A 17,487-nucleotide genomic window follows, 5' to 3' on the forward strand; every position below is an offset into this window, starting at 1 on the left:
AAAGTTACCTGTATAACCACAGCGCGGTGCTTTCCACATTCGCGCCGCTTTGAATGTATCGTTTAAGCGCAGCGGTATTGCCAAGCTGGGTTGCTACCCGCACCCGGATTAATTGCCGCTGCCGCGCCCACTGGCAAGCCGCCAGCATTAATGCCTCGCCCATCCCGCGCCCGGCCAGCAGGCCGATACGCGCCTCCTGCTCGTTCAACTGACGTAGCGAGACAAAGCCTGTAATGTCGCCATGCGCGTCTCGCAACAGCAGACATTGATGATCAAACACGCCTTTCACGGCATTTTCTATCCATTGAGCGTAGAAACGCCCGCTGGCATCGGAAGGGTACCAGGGTGCACGAAAACGGCTCTGCACAAACGTGCCTGCCGCCTGCTCGCGCAGCAGTGGAATATCATCCTCGCTCGCCACATCGGCATGGGGATCCTCTCCCTGAGCAGGCACGCTGAGCGCAAGATCGATTTCGCCTTCTACCAGTTGAAAGCCTAGCTGCTGTAGCGCGTCGAGCGATGCCGTTTGCGTCGCCGGCAACTTGACCTGCACACGCGCCCAGGGCGAAAAATCCGCTACCGATAACGCCGGAGCTGAAGGCTGTAAGCGCACGATTGCGCTGCGTATACCAAAAAAAGCGCTTTCCCACGCCAGTTCTTCTACGGTGCCGTGAAGAGCCATATCGTTTCCTTAACGCATTAGCGCCAGACGCCTTTGGTATCCACAATGTAATCCTGCGCGATGCTATCACCCGCCAGCGCTTTAAATTCTTTATGATCGACAAGCATGACCAGCACATCTGCCTGCGCCAGCGCATCGTGCGTGTTTACCAGCGTACTGATGCCGGTAAGCGAAGGTGGAAGTTGATGGATGTTGGGTTCAACGACCAGCGTTTCGCCGCTGTGCCACTGGGCGATACTGCGGGCGATCTCCATCGCCGGGCTTTCGCGCAGATCGTCAATATTGGGTTTAAAAGCCAGCCCGAAGCAGGCAATTTTAAGCTCGCTGGCACGTTTGTCGTTTGCTGCAAGGCAATCGGCAACGGTCGCTTTCACCTGATCCATCACCCAATGCGGTTTATGGTCGTTCACCTCGCGCGCGGTTCGAATGAGCCGCGCCTGTTGCGGGTTCTGCGCCACGATAAACCACGGGTCGACGGCGATGCAGTGACCGCCCACGCCTGGCCCCGGTTGCAGGATATTGACGCGCGGGTGGCGATTCGCCAGACGGATCAGTTCCCAAACGTTAATCTGCTGTTCGGCGCAAATCAGCGACAATTCATTAGCAAAGGCAATATTGACGTCGCGGAAGCTGTTTTCGGTCAGCTTGCACATTTCTGCCGTGCGGGAGTTCGTCACCACACATTCGCCTTCGAGGAAAATTTTGTATAGCTCGCTGGCGCGCGAGGAACATAGCGGCGTCATGCCGCCGATAACACGATCATTCTTAATCAGTTCAACCATCACCTGACCGGGCAAAACGCGCTCCGGGCAATAGGCAATGTTAATATCTGCAGCCTCGCCCACCTGTTGCGGGAAGGTAAGATCCGGACGCGCTTCGGCAAGCCAGGCGGCCATTTGTTCGGTCGCGCCAACGGGTGAAGTAGATTCGAGGATCACCAGCGCGCCTTTGTGTAACACCGGCGCGATCGATTTGGCCGCCGCTTCGACATACACCATATCTGGCTCGTGATCGCCCTTGAAAGGCGTCGGCACCGCAATCAGGTAGGCATCTGCAGCAACCGGGGTTGTGCTGGCGCGCAGAAAGCCGCCTTCCACCGCCGCTTTGACGACGCTGCCCAGCTCCGGTTCGACAATATGGATTTCACCGCGATTAATGGTTTCCACTGCGCGTGCATTGATATCAATCCCGATGACCTTCTTTTGCCGGGAGGCAAATGCAGCGGCGGTCGGAAGGCCGATATAACCCAGGCCAATGACGGAAATGGTTGAAAAGCTCATAGTGTTACCCGATTGTTTTTAAGTGCGTGCAAAATGCGACCACAAGCCTGCCCGTCGCCGTACGGATTGTGCGCACGGCTCATCGCCTGCCAGGCCTCGTTGTCATGCAGCAGACGCGCCACTTCTTCGACAATGCGTTGGCGATCCGTGCCGACCAGTTTTACCGTCCCGGCATCGACCGCTTCCGGCCGTTCAGTGGTGTCTCGCATGACGAGCACCGGTTTGCCGAGGGATGGCGCTTCTTCCTGGATCCCACCCGAGTCGGTGAGGATCAACCAGGCGTGGTTCATTAACCACAGGAACGGCAGGTAATCCTGCGGTTCAATTAATGTCACGTTTTCAACATGGCTGAGGATGCGTTTTACCGGCTCGCTAACGTTCGGGTTGAGATGTACCGGATAAACAATCTGGACATCATCGTTCTGCGCCGCAATGTCTGCCAGCGCATAACAGATTTGTTCAAATCCCCGGCCAAAACTCTCACGGCGATGCCCGGTCACCAGGATCAGCTTCTTGTTCTTATCCAGGAAGGGGTAACGGGCCGCTAATTCTCCATGCAGCGAGGTATCATTCAGCACGCTGTCGCGAACCCAGAACAGCGCATCAATCACCGTATTGCCGGTAACGAAAATGCCTTTTTCCGCGATGTTTTCCCGCAGCAGGTTGTTGCGTGAGTTCTCTGTCGGCGCAAAATGGTACATCGCCAGGTGGCCCGTCAACGTGCGGTTGGCTTCTTCCGGCCACGGCGAAGAGAGATCGCCGGTTCGCAGCCCCGCTTCCACATGCCCAACGGGAATACGCTGATAAAATGCAGCCAGACTTGCGGCAATCGTGGTGGTGGTATCCCCGTGTACCAGAACAACGTCCGGGCGGAAAGATTCAAGAATAGGTTTAAGGCCTTCGAGAATACCGCAAGTGATCTCTGTCAGCCCCTGGCCGGGGCGCATGATATTCAGGTCGTAGTCCGGGACTATTGAGAAGAGGTTTAGCACCTGATCGAGCATCTCCCGATGCTGCGCAGTGACGCAAACTCTCGCCTCAAAGTCAGGATCTTTTGCCAGCGCATGTACCAGCGGAGCCATTTTAATGGCTTCTGGTCGTGTGCCAAATACGGTCAGTACTTTCACAACGATTCTCTTCGATTGGAAAGTGAAGGCGCAACGCCTTCACCTCAGACGCGGTTTAGTTCAAACGGCGTCGCGTTAGTGCAATCCCGGCGCCGATTAATGCGCCGACAATTCCCCACATGATCATCAGGAAGGCACGGCGCGGACTGTCGCGCTTAACCGGCTCTTCTGGTGTACGTAAATAACGGTACGTCTGGAAACGCGGATCCAGTGTGGGGCCGACGTTAAGCGTATTCAGCATGGCCCGATTCTGATCATAGTCCAGATCGAACTGCGGCCCTACCGCTTGCAGGTTTTCAAGACGTGCCTGCAGCATCGGACGACCAAGCATAAACAGTTCAGAATCGGGTAACTCATCTGGCGGAACATCGGTTTCGTTGCGGGAAATATTATGCTGCTCTGCCACTTTCAGCGCCTGCTCAACGTTGCGCAGGCGTCGGTTATAAATCGCTTTGGCGACCTCTTCCTGCCGTTTGACCTGTGCTTTCATCTGGATTGTGCGGGCGGCCCAGGCGCCTTTCAGTTCATCATTTAAATGACTGGCGGCACGCTGGCTGGCAAAGGCAACATACTGACGCAGCAAATTATTGGCATCCGGTGCCGTCTCTGCAATCAGCTTAACGCTATCGTTGATATTTCGTGCGACATCCCCAGGGGTATATTGAATATTATTAATTAGCTCATCGAGCATGGCGGCGTCGGCCTTGCTGTTGCCAACCTGGCGCTGCTTGTAATAATCGGTTTGTAACCAGAAATCGCGACGCGTGTCCCAGGAGGCAAGCTGCATAATGAACTCTTTGTAAGCTTCATCCATAACCGATGGCTGCTCTAGCGGTGCCAGGTTTGCTTTGACATCCAGGTTGCGTAAAAACTGCTGTTGCGAATAGTAACCGCCCAGCATATTTACTGTCGGTCGGTCAGCAATCGCGGTTGCGCTCCACTCCTGGCGCGCAAAGAAGGTCCAGGCTAACGCGAGCAAGACAAACAGCAGCGCCACGCCTCCAATCCATAGTTTTCCTGCCCAAAGGGTACGGAATAAGCCCCGGATATCCAGTTCATTCTCCGTGCCTGCTAAAGGTGCTCCTGACGCTGGTTGAATCATCGCTTTCCCGATTTTACTTGGTTAGTGTTGATTTTTGGTCTCTGCTACGGCGTATTCTGCGTTTTACACGTTTCATAAAACGCGCCACTTTCCACGCCCGTTTAATACAGTAGCCATACAGAAAGAAGGATAGCAAAAATAATGCCAACATCACCCATTCAGGGATGAAATGAAGGTATTCGGTCACCACCCCGACGCTTGCCAGAAGCGCTGCTGCGAGGGTGATTAACACAAACGCCTGACGGGAAGTAAAACCCGCCCGCATGATCAGGTGATGAATGTGCTGACGATCCGGCGAAAAAGGACTCATGCCTTTACGCAGGCGACGGTAGGTGATCGCCACCATATCCATCAACGGAATGGCGATTATCCACAAGGCGGTGACAGGGCTGATGGGGTGCGTTTTACCCTGGGTCGTTTCCAGCAAAATCCAGATCACCGTAAAACCAATCAACGTGCTGCCAGCATCGCCCATAAAGACTTTATAACGCCGCCCAAGCACGCCGAGATTCAACAGGATGTAAGGGATGATGGCGGCGATCATGGCGAAACACCAAATGGCCAGGCTGTACTGGCCGTCGAACCATAAAATGATACCGATGGCCGCGAACGAGACGCAGGAGAGGCCACCCAGCAAACCGTCAATGCCATCAACCATATTAAAGGCGTTGATCGACGTCCAGATGGCAAACAGAGTGAGGAGGTAACCGAAAGGCCCGAGAACCATCTCCCAGGAACCGAAGATATAGCCAAGACTGCTTAAATGCAGTTTGCCGAAAACCATCACCACTACAGCGATTGCTGCCTGGATAGCCGCCCGGATTTTGACGCTAATATCAAAGCGATCGTCCAGCGCGCCGACAAAAACTAATACCCCCGCGCAAGCAAGGTAGAGCCAGCCGTGAGGGATGTATTCATCGGTAATAGCGAAGGTAAAGCAGACCCCGGCGTAAACTGAAATCCCCCCAACTAACGGGATCAGTCCATGATGCCGCTTTCGATAGTTAGGTCTGTCCACCAGACCTACATGTTTCGCCATTTTTCTGGCGAAGAACAGGAAAGCCGTGGTGAACAAGAAAATACTGAATAATTCAGTAAACGCAGTGAGTAAATTCACAATGCATGATCTCAGCGAATGTTGATCCTGGCAGTATAACGACGATGCCACGCTCCATAAAAGGAGAAAGCAGGTCATTCACAGACATTATTGTTTGCTTTTCAACCAAATAGGATTTTTCTATGTGAGATTAATCCTAATGGCGCGGTCTGTGTCGGACAATGCCTGTCCCGGTGCCTATAGCGTATAGCTCATAAATGAAAAACGCCACGTAAAAACGTGGCGTGTCTGAGGTTTATTTGTATTAAGAGCGCTTCATCATGTCGAAGAACTCATCGTTAGTCTTCGTCATCGCCAGTTTGTTAATGAGGAATTCCATTGCGTCGATCTCACCCATCGGATGGATGATTTTGCGCAGGATCCACATTTTTTGCAGTTCTTCCTGGGTGGTAAGCAGCTCTTCTTTACGCGTACCGGAACGGTTGTAATCAATCGCCGGGAAGACGCGTTTTTCTGCAATCTTACGAGAGAGGTGCAGCTCCATGTTACCGGTGCCTTTAAACTCTTCGTAAATCACTTCATCCATCTTCGAACCGGTATCGATCAGCGCAGTCGCAATGATGGTCAGGCTGCCGCCCTCTTCCACGTTACGCGCAGCACCGAAGAAACGCTTCGGACGATGCAGGGCGTTAGCATCCACACCACCGGTTAACACTTTACCGGAAGCCGGCACCACGGTGTTGTAGGCTCGCGCCAGGCGGGTAATAGAGTCCAGCAGGATGATAACGTCTTTCTTGTGCTCGACCAGACGTTTGGCTTTCTCAATGACCATCTCAGCAACCTGCACGTGGCGGGAAGCCGGTTCATCAAAGGTAGACGCGACAACTTCGCCTTTCACCAGACGCTGCATCTCAGTCACTTCTTCAGGACGTTCGTCGATCAGCAGCACCATCAACACACAGTCAGGATGGTTGTAAGCGATGCTTTGCGCAATGTTCTGCAGCAGCATCGTCTTACCGGCTTTCGGCGGAGCGACGATCAGGCCACGCTGACCGCGACCGATCGGCGAGGCCAAATCCAGCACGCGGGCAGTCAAGTCTTCGGTTGAGCCATTACCACGCTCCATACGCAGACGAGAGTTAGCATGCAGCGGCGTCAAGTTCTCGAACAGGATCTTGTTGCGCGCATTCTCCGGCTTATCGAAGTTCACCTCGTTAACTTTCAGCAGAGCAAAGTAACGTTCACCTTCTTTAGGCGGGCGAATCTTACCTGAAATGGTGTCACCAGTACGGAGGTTAAAGCGGCGGATTTGGCTGGGAGAAACGTAGATATCGTCAGGACCGGCGAGGTAGGAGCTGTCTGCGGAGCGGAGGAAACCAAATCCATCCTGCAGAATCTCCAGCACACCGTCGCCAAAGATATCCTCGCCACTCTTCGCGTGCTGCTTCAGGATGGCGAAAATGATGTCCTGTTTGCGCATACGGGCCAGGTTTTCCAGCCCCATATTTTCGCCGAGAGTGATCAGCTCAGAAACCGGCGTATTCTTTAATTCGGTAAGATTCATAATGGTGTGGGTTCTTAAACTCGGGGTAAATCTCGAACTTAATGTTGTGAATGGTATGGCAGGGTCATCCATGCCTGTTAACGGCCATCAACTCATGTCTGATCGGTGCCTGGTCACAGGAAAGTACGCAGAACTGAAACGATAAGACGGAATGAGTGACAAGCCCGGAATCTGTCTACTTCTCTCGCGGCACGTTGCTCAGCGGGAAGTATCGGGGTAATGCAAGATTCAAACTACTAAGGTATGTTCAAAACGAAGTCAAAACTAAATTAGCACGGCTGAAGCCGGGCGTCCAGCGATCCACATAAAATAGGATGACTGGCGCGCCGGCTGTGCCAGGATTACGCCAGGTTGGCGTCCAGGAACTCTTTCAGTTGGCCTTTGGACAGTGCGCCAACTTTCGTTGCTTTCACTTCACCGTTTTGGAACAGCAACAGAGTAGGGATGCCACGGATACCGTATTTCGGCGCAGTGGCCGGATTCTGGTCGATGTTCAGCTTGGCAATCGTCAGTTTGCCTTCGTACTCAGTAGCGACTTCATCCAGAATCGGGGCGATCATTTTGCACGGACCGCACCACTCTGCCCAGAAATCGACGAGAACAAGTCCATCCGCTTTGAGTACATCCGTGTCAAAACTATCGTCAGTCAGGTGAATAATTTTATCGCTCATATATAACTCCACAGGAATAAGCCTGGCGTGTTGGTGTAGCATAAAACAGCAACGTGTTGATGCCACAATAACCAACTAAAGGTTGACTTTATTTCACCGGATACGCTTTCGTAAAGCAATAGTAAGCTGATATTCTACCACACTATGAGCAAAAGACATTTAACAGAACAGAAGTTTTCCGACTTCGCCCTGCACCCAAAGGTGATCGAAGCCCTTGAAAATAAAGGGTTTCATAATTGCACGCCTATTCAGGCTCTGGCTCTTCCGCTGACGCTGGCGGGCCGTGACGTTGCAGGTCAGGCGCAAACCGGTACCGGCAAAACGATGGCGTTTTTAACGTCAACGTTCCATTATCTTCTCTCTCACCCGACGATCGAAGACCGTAAAGTGAACCAGCCGCGTGCCATTATCATGGCGCCGACGCGTGAGCTCGCGGTACAGATTCACGCCGATGCAGAGCCTCTTGCGCAGGCAACTGGCCTGAAATTAGGTCTGGCTTATGGCGGTGATGGCTACGACAAACAGCTTAAAGTGCTGGAAAGCGGCGTCGATATTCTCATCGGCACCACGGGCCGTCTTATTGACTACACCAAACAGAACCACATTAACCTGGGCGCGATTCAGGTCGTGGTGCTGGACGAAGCCGATCGTATGTACGATTTGGGCTTTATTAAAGATATCCGCTGGCTGTTCCGCCGGATGCCCCCCACCACTTCTCGTCTGAATATGCTGTTCTCCGCGACCCTCTCTTACCGGGTACGTGAACTGGCATTTGAGCAAATGAACAACGCTGAGTACGTAGAAGTTGAACCGGAACAAAAAACCGGCCACCGTATCAAAGAAGAATTGTTCTATCCCTCCAACGAAGAAAAAATGCGTTTGCTGCAAACGCTGATCGAAGAAGAGTGGCCGGATCGCGCCATTATCTTCGCCAACACCAAGCATCGTTGTGAAGACATCTGGGGCCACCTGGCAGCAGACGGTCACCGCGTAGGTTTGCTAACGGGCGATGTGGCGCAGAAAAAACGTCTGCGTATTCTCGATGAATTCACCCGTGGCGATCTTGATATCCTGGTCGCAACAGACGTTGCGGCGCGCGGTCTGCACATTCCTGCCGTCACGCACGTCTTTAACTACGATCTGCCGGACGATTGCGAAGATTACGTGCACCGCATTGGCCGTACCGGTCGTGCTGGCGCCAGCGGCAACTCTATCAGCCTGGCCTGTGAAGAATATGCGCTGAATCTGCCGGCGATTGAAACCTATATTGGGCACTCCATTCCGGTGAGCAAATACAATCCGGATGCACTGCTCAGCGAATTGCCGCCGCCAAAACGCCTGACGCGTTCGCGCTCCGGCAATGGTCCGCGTCGCAGCGGTGGCGCGCCTCGTAATCGTCGTCGTTCAGGTTAAAAAATATGCTCGGTTCCGCCTCGCTCTATGCAGCCATTGATCTGGGTTCCAACAGTTTTCATATGCTGGTTGTGCGCGAGGTGGCGGGCAGTATCCAAACGCTGTCCCGCATCAAGCGTAAGGTTCGCCTGGCCGCAGGCCTGAGCAGTGAGAATTACCTCTCTCAGGAAGCGATGGAGCGCGGCTGGCAATGCCTGCGGCTGTTCTCCGAGCGTTTGCAGGATATTCCTCAAGAGCAAATCCGCGTGGTGGCGACCGCCACACTGCGCCTGGCCACAAATGCCCAGACCTTCATCGACAAAGCCCAGGAAATACTCGGTTGCCCGGTGCAGGTCATCAGTGGCCAGGAAGAAGCACGTCTGATTTACCAGGGCGTGGCGCACACCACCGGTGGTGCCGACCAGCGCCTGGTGGTGGACATTGGCGGTGCCAGCACCGAACTGGTGACCGGTACCGGCGCGCAAACAACGTCTCTGTTTAGCCTGTCGATGGGCTGCGTGACCTGGCTTGAACGTTTTTTTACCGACCGTAATCTTGGGCAGGAGAACTTCGCCGCCGCGGAGCTGGCGGCGCGTGAAGTATTGCGCCCTGTCGCCGATGAGCTGCGTCGCCATGGCTGGAAAGTGTGTGTCGGTGCGTCCGGCACCGTTCAGGCTCTGCAAGAGATCATGATGGCGCAGGGCATGGACGAACGCATCACCCTTGCCAAACTTCAGCAGCTAAAACAGCGAGCAATCCAGTGCGGCCGCCTGGAAGAGCTGGAAATTGAAGGCCTGACGCTGGAGCGAGCGCTGGTCTTCCCGAGTGGGCTGGCCATTCTTATCGCTATCTTTACCGAGATGAATATTGAGAGCATGACACTGGCTGGTGGCGCGCTGCGTGAAGGTCTGGTCTACGGCATGCTGCATCTGGGGGTCGACCAGGATATTCGCAGCCGTACACTACGCAATATCCAGCGTCGTTTTATCGTTGATACCGATCAGTCACGGCGCGTTTCCACGCTCGCAGGGCGTTTTGCAAGCGGTGTGGCAAAAACGTGGGACTTAGACAACTACAGCCTCGAAATCCTCAATGTTGCCTGCGAACTTCACGAAATCGGTCTCAGTATTGAGTTCAAGCAAGCACCGTTGCATGCGGCATGGCTGGTACGCAACCTTGATTTGCCAGGCTTTACGCCCGCGCAGAAAAAACTGCTGGCGACACTGCTGCTGAACCAGACCAATGCGGTCGATCTCTCTTCTTTGCATCAACAAAATGCGGTGCCGCCACGCGTTGCGGAACACCTGTGCCGCCTGCTGCGTCTGGCGATCATTTTTGCCAATCGTCGACGGGACGATTTGCTGCCAGACATCACCGTCAGCGCCAGTGGCGAAAAACTGACATTGCAACTGCCGCAGGGCTGGCTGGCCAGTCACCCGCTAGGGGCGGAATTGATCGAGCAGGAGAGCCAGTGGCAAAGTTATGTCCACTGGCCACTGGCGATCCAATAACCCCGAACAGGCCCGGTCATTCCGGGCTTTTTATTTCCCTTTCGCTTTCGCCAGCATCGCGCGGATATTAGCGACATTCGCCTGACCTTTATGCATCCGCTCTTCAGCGCTGACTACTTTGCGCTCCTGCTCCCAAATGAGATCATCTTGCGGTAACTCAAGCAGGAAGCGGCTCGGTTCCGGGCGTACCAGCTCGCCATACTGGCGACGCTCTTTGCACAGCGTGAAAATCAGCTCTTTTTGTGCCCGGGTAATACCGACATACGCCAGGCGGCGCTCTTCATCAACATTATCCTCATCGATACTGCTTTGATGCGGGAGTAAACCCTCCTCCATACCCACCAGGAAGACATACGGGAACTCAAGGCCTTTAGACGCATGGAGCGTCATCAACTGAACCTGGTCGGATTCATCGTCACTTTCACCACGCTCCATCATGTCGCGCAGCGTAAAGCGTGTGACGACCTGATCCAGCGTCATGGGCTCATCCAGTTCATTCCCCTCCAGCATCTCTGTCATCCATCCAAATAGTGTGTTGACGTTCTTCATCCGCATTTCTGCCGCCTTTGGACTGGCGGAGGTTTCAAAAAGCCAGGATTCGTAATCAATGCCGTGGATCAGGTCCCGCACGGCAGCAACCGGTTCGCGCTCCGATAAACGCTGCACTTCGCCAAGCCACTGGGTAAAGCGCGTCAACGACTCGTACCCGCGCCCGGTCAACGTCTGATTGAGCCCCACATCAAAACTGGCGGCGAACAGGCTTTTATTACGCACCATCGCCCACTCTCCCAGCTTTTGCAGCGTGGCAGAGCCGATTTCACGCTTCGGCGTATTCACAATGCGTAAAAAAGCGCTGTCATCATCGGGGTTGGTCAGCACCCGCAAATAGGCCAGCAAGTCTTTGATTTCCGGGCGTGAGAAGAAAGAAGTACCGCCAGAAATTTTGTAAGGAATGCGGTTTTGCATCAGGAATTTTTCAAACACGCGCGACTGGTGGTTGCCGCGATAAAGGATGGCATAATCTTTATATTGTGTTTTATTCACAAAATGATGGGCAATCAGTTCGCCAGTAACACGTTCCGCTTCGTGCTCCTCATGGTTGGCGCTCAGGACTTTTAACTCCGTTCCATAACCCAGCTCCGAAAACAGGCGTTTTTCGAAAACATGCGGGTTATTGGCAATCAGGATGTTGGCCGCTTTCAGAATACGCCCCGAAGAGCGATAGTTTTGCTCCAGTTTGATCACCTGCAATGCCGGGAAATCCTGGCTAAGCAGCACCAGGTTTTGTGGCCGGGCGCCACGCCAGGAATAAATCGACTGGTCATCGTCCCCCACCACGGTAAAGCGCGCGCGCTGACCCACCAGCAGCTTTACCAATTCGTACTGGCTGGTGTTGGTATCCTGATATTCATCTACCAGCAGGTAGCGGATCTTATTCTGCCAGCGCTCACGCACCTCTTCATTTCGCTGCAACAACAGCGTCGGCAGCAGGATCAAGTCGTCAAAATCGAGGACGTTGCATGCCTTCATATGGGTGGTGTAAAGGCTATAGCAGTGAGCGAAAATACGATCCCGCTCCCCAACAGCACGCGCGGCCGCCTGCTCAGGCGTTAACAGATCGTTTTTCCAGTTAGAGATCGTCGAGATCAGCTGTTGCAGTACCACTTTGTCATCGTCGATCAGCCCTTCGGTCAGATCCTTAAGCAACGCGACTTGATCGGTGTCGTCAAATAACGAGAAGTTAGATTTCATACCCAACGCCACATACTCACGCTTGATGATGTCCAGCCCCAGCGTATGGAAAGTGGAAATCATCAAACCGCGCGCTTCTTTACGCCCCAACGTCTGGGCAACACGCTCTTTCATCTCGCGGGCAGCTTTATTGGTAAAAGTGACCGCTGCAATGTGTCGCGCCTGATAGCCGCAACCGCGGATTAAGTGCGCGATTTTATTGGTGATCACGCGTGTTTTACCGGATCCCGCTCCCGCCAGCACCAGGCAAGGTCCGGTGACAAATTCGACGGCTTGTTGTTGTCCGGGGTTTAAACGCATAAAAAGATCACTCAATGAAAAGTCGGGAGGGAAGAAATCGCGTGGTAGTATAGCCAGCCTCAACAACCTCACTCAAGGCACGATCATGGCAAAAACCGCAGCAGCACTGCATATCCTTGTTAAAGAAGAGAAACTGGCGTTGGATCTTCTGGAACAGATCAAAAACGGCGGCGATTTTGAGAAGCTGGCGAAGAAACACTCTATTTGCCCGTCAGGCAAAAAAGGTGGCCACCTTGGCGAATTCCGCCAGGGTCAAATGGTCCCTGCATTCGATAAAGTCGTGTTCTCCTGCCCGGTACTGGAACCGACTGGCCCGCTGCACACGCAGTTCGGTTACCACATCATTAAGGTGCTGTACCGTAACTAATACTGTGAGCCCCTCTGTTAACGGGGGGTTTTGCATTTATCATGACCATGATCTTTGTCGCTAAAGTGGTGGATAAATTCCGCCCCCACGTCCAGCAGCGTCAGGCTTTTAAAACGGGTCAGAATAAGCGATTGTGCGTCGGTAAGGGTGGATGACATTACCCGATTGACCCCTTGCTCCACCAGACACGCAGGCTGCTCATTGCGATTACCCAACGCAAACAAGGCTGGCGACCCTAGCGCAATATAGATGTCATACAGCGTGATGTCGCTGGCAGGACGGCAAAGCCGCCAGCCGCCGTGGTGGCCTTTGGTGGCAACCACAATCTTTTTTTCACGCAGTCCCGCAAGCAGCTTACGGATAAACGCCGGATTACCGTCGATATACGATGCCATCTGTTCCGAGGTCATGGGTTTTTCCGCCTGTTCCATATGCAGCAGGATATGCAGCGTGGCGGAGAAGGAGTTATTCATTTTCATGGCGTTGACACTATTACATTAAAAAACGCCTAACAAGATGCCTGAAACAAAAAGCCCGGCAGCGCTAACGCCCCCGGGCCTCTCTTTTACTCCGGTCTTCCCTGTCGCTTTCGCCTCACGGCCAAAACGACGAGAACGTTAGCCGGCGACCGCGATACGCTTCATATCCGTCATATAACCGCGCAGCTTGTGGCCGACTTTCTCGATGGCATGGCTGCGAATTGCTTCGTTAACATCACGCAGTTGCGCATTATCCACTGCGCCTTCTGCAATCGCCTGGCCCAGGTCGCCGGTTTGCAGCGTGGTCATAAACTCTTTCAGCAGCGGCACACACGCATAAGAGAACAGATAGTTACCGTACTCCGCTGTATCAGAGATAACCACGTTCATCTCATACAGGCGCTTACGGGCGATGGTGTTTGCAATCAGCGGCAGTTCATGCAGCGATTCGTAGTAAGCCGACTCTTCGATGATGCCAGAAGCCACCATGGTTTCGAATGCCAGCTCAACGCCCGCTTTCACCATGGCGATCATCAGTACGCCTTTATCGAAGTACTCCTGCTCGCTGATTTTACCTTCATACTGCGGTGCGGTTTCGAACGCGGTTTTACCGGTTTCTTCACGCCAGGTCAGCAGTTTTTTATCATCGTTTGCCCAGTCAGCCATCATGCCGGAAGAGAACTCACCGGAGATGATGTCATCCATATGTTTCTGGAACAGCGGCGCCATAATGCCTTTCAGTTGCTCAGACAGCGCATAAGCACGCAGTTTCGCCGGGTTAGACAGGCGGTCCATCATCAGCGTGATACCGCCCTGTTTCAGGGCTTCGGTTACGGTTTCCCAACCGAACTGGATCAGTTTTTCTGCGTACGCCGGGTCGGTACCTTCAGCCACCAGCTTGTCGAAGCACAGCAGAGAGCCGGCCTGCAACATGCCACACAGAATGGTCTGTTCGCCCATTAAGTCAGATTTCACTTCTGCAACGAAGGAAGATTCCAGAACGCCCGCACGGTGACCGCCGGTTGCAGCTGCCCAGGCTTTAGCAATCGCCATACCTTCACCTTTCGGATCGTTTTCCGGGTGAACAGCAATCAGGGTTGGAACGCCGAAACCACGTTTGTACTCTTCACGCACTTCAGTTCCCGGGCATTTCGGTGCAACCATTACGACGGTGATGTCTTTACGGATCTGCTCGCCCACTTCTACGATGTTAAAACCGTGCGAGTAACCCAGCGCGGCACCGTCTTTCATCAGCGGTTGTACGGAACGCACAACGTCAGAGTGCTGTTTGTCCGGCGTCAGGTTCACCACCAGGTCCGCCTGCGGGATCAGCTCTTCATAAGTGCCAACTTTAAAACCGTTTTCGGTGGCTTTACGCCATGAGGCGCGTTTCTCCGCAATGGCTTCTTTGCGCAGCGCATAGGAGATGTCCAGACCAGAGTCGCGCATGTTCAGGCCCTGGTTGAGGCCCTGGGCGCCGCAACCGACGATGACCACTTTTTTACCCTGAAGGTAGCTTGCGCCATCGGCAAATTCTTCACGCGCCATAAAGCGACATTTGCCCAGCTGCGCCAGCTGCTGGCGCAGGTTCAGTGTATTAAAGTAGTTAGCCATGGTGAAACCTCATGATGTTGTGTTGTTGTGCTTATTGTTCGGTTCGCTGTTTCGCGACATTGAACCCACTATATGACAGGAAATGCGTTGCTTAAATTGATATATTAACAATGTGACATTGCAATTTTTGCAATACAAATTTGTGGAGCCTGTCTCATGGATTTACGCGATCTGAAAACCTTCCTGCACCTCGCGGAAAGTCGTCATTTTGGCCGCAGCGCGCGGGCCATGCATGTCAGCCCTTCCACACTTTCACGTCAGATCCAGCGGCTGGAAGAGGATCTCGGCCAGCCACTGTTCGTGCGCGATAACCGCACCGTCACGTTGACCGATGCAGGAGAAGAACTTCGCGTTTTCGCTCAACAAACTTTATTGCAGTATCAGCAACTCCGCCACACCATCGACCAACAAGGCCCTTCACTCTCTGGCGAGCTACATCTCTTCTGCTCGGTTACCGCAGCATATAGCCACTTGCCGCCCATTCTCGATCGCTTCCGCGCGGAGCATCCTTCGGTGGAAATTAAACTCACCACTGGCGATGCCGCCGATGCGATGGAAAAGGTGGTCACTGGCGAAGCGGATCTGGCTATTGCGGGTAAACCGGAGATGCTACCAGGGGCGGTGGCGTTCTCCATGCTGGAGAACCTGGCAGTGGTGTTGATTGCCCCGGCACTTCCCTGCCCGGTGCGTAGCCAGGTTTCTGTCACGGAACCCGACTGGTCCACAATCCCGTTTATCATGGCCGATCAAGGGCCAGTGCGCAGACGCATTGAGTTGTGGTTCCGCCGACATAAAATTAGCAATCCCTCGATTTACGCCACCGTTGGCGGCCACGAAGCAATGGTATCCATGGTGGCGCTGGGTTGCGGCGTCGCACTCATCCCGGAAATCGTGCTGGAGAACAGCCCGGAACCGGTGCGTAACCGCGTGATGATCCTCGAACGCAGTGATGAGAAAACACCGTTTGAGTTGGGTGTCTGCGCACAAAAAAAGCGGCTGCATGAGCCGCTTATCAGTGCTTTCTGGCAAATTCTGCCTGACCACTAGCCCGCGAGGAAAAACCGGAAAGCCGGGTTATGCGTTTCTTCGTGGCAATCATAGCCCAGTTCATTGAGCCGGGTTTCGAAATCCGGTTCATGATCGCCCAGTTCAAACGCTGCCAGCACGCGGCCATAGTCGGTGCCGTGGCTACGATAGTGGAATAGCGAGATATTCCAGTGGGTGCCGAGCGTGTGCAAAAATTTTAGCAACGCGCCAGGTGATTCCGGGAATTCAAAACTATAAAGGCGTTCTTGCAACGGTTTCGAAGGCCGGCCGCCAACCATATAGCGCACATGCAGCTTCGCCATCTCATCGTCGGAGAGATCCACCACGCTATAGCCACCCTGATGCAGCAGATCGAGGATCTCTTTGCGCTCATCCAGCCCGCGGCTTAAACGCACCCCGACAAAAATGCAGGCGTCTTTGGCATCGGCAAAACGGTAATTAAACTCAGTGACGGAACGTCCCCCCAGCAACTGGCAGAACTTCAGGAAACTGCCTTTCCCTTCAGGAATGGTTACCGCCAACAGAGCTTCACGCTGTTCGCCCAATTCGCAACGCTCGGAGACATAGCGCAGACCATGGAAATTGACGTTCGCGCCAGAAAGCACGTGCGCCAGCCGTTCGCCACGAATGTTGTGTCTGGCGACGTATTTCTTCATGCCTGCCAGCGCCAGCGCACCAGATGGCTCCGCCACTGCACGAACATCTTCAAACAGATCTTTCATCGCCGCGCAAATCGCATCGCTATCGACCGTGATGATATCGTCGAGATACTCCTGACACAGGCGGAACGTTTCATCCCCAATACGTTTTACCGCCACGCCTTCGGCAAACAGCCCCACGCGGGGTAAATCCACCGGGTGACCGGCATCCAACGCAGCTTTCAGGCAGGCTGAATCTTCTGCTTCCACAGCAATGACTTTAATTTGCGGCATCAGTTGCTTGATCAGTACCGCCACACCCGCCGCCAGACCGCCGCCGCCAACCGGCACAAAAACGCGATCGATATGCGCGTCCTGTTGCAGCAACTCCAGCGCCAGCGTGCCCTGCCCGGCAATCACCATCGGATGATCAAACGGCGGTACGAAGGTAAACCCTTGCTGTTGTGAAAGCGCAATGGCTTTGGCTTTCGCTTCATCAAAGTTGGCCCCGTGCAGCAACACCTCGCCGCCAAAGCCGCGAACAGCATCCACTTTGATATCGGCGGTAGCAACCGGCATGACAATCAGCGACTTGATGCCCAGCCGTGTGGACGACATCGCTACACCCTGCGCATGATTACCCGCAGACGCGGTGATCACACCTTGTGCTTTTTGCTCCGCCGTCAGGCCAGCAATCATTGCGTAAGCACCGCGCAATTTAAAACTGTGTACTGGCTGCCGGTCTTCGCGTTTCACCAGGATCACATTGTCGAGGCGCGAAGAGAGCTTTTCCATTTTTTGTAACGGCGTTACCTGTGCCACTTCATACACTGGCGCACGTAGCACCGCTCTCAGATATTCCGCCCCCTCAGGGGCGGCAGAGAGGGGTTGGGACTCGGCCATA

Annotated in this window: 15 protein-coding genes; 4 read left to right on the plus strand and 11 right to left on the minus strand. The window is 53.9% G+C overall.

The annotated features are described in order from the left end of the window. Positions 1–4 precede the first annotated feature (4 nt). The 7 genes from rffC to trxA all read right to left on the minus strand — a co-directional run bounded on the left by rffC (position 5) and on the right by trxA (position 7,483). Positions 5–682 carry a dTDP-4-amino-4,6-dideoxy-D-galactose acyltransferase gene (gene rffC, locus ACUY4S_RS22360; protein WP_458023189.1) on the minus strand — a complete coding sequence of 226 codons (678 nt, stop codon included), beginning with the start codon at positions 680–682 and terminating at the stop codon, positions 5–7. Between the two features lie 17 nt (positions 683–699). Then, complete coding sequence (gene wecC, locus ACUY4S_RS22365) at positions 700–1,962, minus strand: UDP-N-acetyl-D-mannosamine dehydrogenase (protein WP_312692948.1); 1,263 nt, start codon at positions 1,960–1,962, stop codon at positions 700–702. Further along, on the minus strand, positions 1,959–3,089 hold the full coding sequence (wecB, locus tag ACUY4S_RS22370) for a non-hydrolyzing UDP-N-acetylglucosamine 2-epimerase (RefSeq protein ID WP_312692950.1): 1,131 nt from the start codon (positions 3,087–3,089) through the stop codon (positions 1,959–1,961). Before wecB ends, wecC begins: the two co-directional genes overlap by 4 nt. Positions 3,090–3,144: 55 nt before the next feature. Further along, positions 3,145–4,191, minus strand: coding sequence for an ECA polysaccharide chain length modulation protein (gene wzzE / locus ACUY4S_RS22375; RefSeq protein ID WP_458023190.1), 1,047 nt, complete (start codon positions 4,189–4,191; stop codon positions 3,145–3,147). Positions 4,192–4,204: 13 nt separating this feature from the next. After that, the gene (gene wecA / locus ACUY4S_RS22380) at positions 4,205–5,308 is read right to left on the minus strand and encodes a UDP-N-acetylglucosamine--undecaprenyl-phosphate N-acetylglucosaminephosphotransferase (RefSeq protein ID WP_312692954.1); all 1,104 of its coding nucleotides are present in this window, start codon (positions 5,306–5,308) and stop codon (positions 4,205–4,207) included. A gap of 244 nt (positions 5,309–5,552) precedes the next feature. Further along, the gene (gene rho / locus ACUY4S_RS22385; RefSeq protein WP_004386383.1) at positions 5,553–6,812 is read right to left on the minus strand and encodes a transcription termination factor Rho; all 1,260 of its coding nucleotides are present in this window, start codon (positions 6,810–6,812) and stop codon (positions 5,553–5,555) included. Between the two features lie 341 nt (positions 6,813–7,153). Further along, a complete protein-coding gene (gene trxA, locus ACUY4S_RS22390; RefSeq protein WP_312692957.1) occupies positions 7,154–7,483 on the minus strand; it encodes a thioredoxin TrxA in 330 nt (109 codons plus the stop codon). A gap of 144 nt (positions 7,484–7,627) precedes the next feature. Between trxA and rhlB the strand changes: the two genes are divergently transcribed. Together rhlB and gppA are read left to right on the plus strand one after the other, a co-directional pair. Beyond that, entirely contained in the window at positions 7,628–8,896 is a 1,269-nt protein-coding gene (gene rhlB, locus ACUY4S_RS22395; protein WP_458023191.1) for an ATP-dependent RNA helicase RhlB, read from the plus strand. A gap of 5 nt (positions 8,897–8,901) precedes the next feature. Beyond that, entirely contained in the window at positions 8,902–10,386 is a 1,485-nt protein-coding gene (gene gppA / locus ACUY4S_RS22400; protein ID WP_458023192.1) for a guanosine-5'-triphosphate,3'-diphosphate diphosphatase, read from the plus strand. 30 nt (positions 10,387–10,416) lie between these two features. Here the strand turns inward: gppA and rep are convergent, their stop codons facing one another. Then, a complete protein-coding gene (rep, locus tag ACUY4S_RS22405) occupies positions 10,417–12,438 on the minus strand; it encodes a DNA helicase Rep (protein WP_312692963.1) in 2,022 nt (673 codons plus the stop codon). 85 nt (positions 12,439–12,523) lie between these two features. Between rep and ppiC the strand changes: the two genes are divergently transcribed. Continuing rightward, positions 12,524–12,805 (plus strand): peptidylprolyl isomerase PpiC, encoded by a 282-nt coding sequence (gene ppiC, locus ACUY4S_RS22410; RefSeq protein ID WP_001140255.1) that lies wholly within the window; start codon positions 12,524–12,526, stop codon positions 12,803–12,805. A gap of 17 nt (positions 12,806–12,822) precedes the next feature. Here the strand turns inward: ppiC and ACUY4S_RS22415 are convergent, their stop codons facing one another. Together ACUY4S_RS22415 and ilvC are read right to left on the minus strand one after the other, a co-directional pair. Further along, positions 12,823–13,284: an Rrf2 family transcriptional regulator gene (locus tag ACUY4S_RS22415; protein WP_312692965.1), complete on the minus strand. Its 462-nt coding sequence runs from the start codon at positions 13,282–13,284 to the stop codon at positions 12,823–12,825. A 138-nt stretch (positions 13,285–13,422) separates the two neighbouring features. Then, positions 13,423–14,898, minus strand: a complete 1,476-nt coding sequence (gene ilvC, locus ACUY4S_RS22420; protein WP_312692967.1) for a ketol-acid reductoisomerase — start codon at positions 14,896–14,898, stop codon at positions 13,423–13,425. Between the two features lie 156 nt (positions 14,899–15,054). On the opposite strand from ilvC, the gene ilvY reads away from it, so the two are divergent. Then, positions 15,055–15,945 carry an HTH-type transcriptional activator IlvY gene (gene ilvY / locus ACUY4S_RS22425; protein ID WP_312692969.1) on the plus strand — a complete coding sequence of 297 codons (891 nt, stop codon included), beginning with the start codon at positions 15,055–15,057 and terminating at the stop codon, positions 15,943–15,945. On the opposite strand, the gene ilvA is transcribed toward ilvY, so the two are convergent. Beyond that, a complete protein-coding gene (ilvA, locus tag ACUY4S_RS22430) occupies positions 15,942–17,486 on the minus strand; it encodes a threonine ammonia-lyase, biosynthetic (RefSeq protein ID WP_312692971.1) in 1,545 nt (514 codons plus the stop codon). The genes ilvY and ilvA overlap by 4 nt on opposite strands. Position 17,487 lies beyond the last annotated feature (1 nt).

Source organism: Kosakonia beeri, assembly GCF_054165705.1.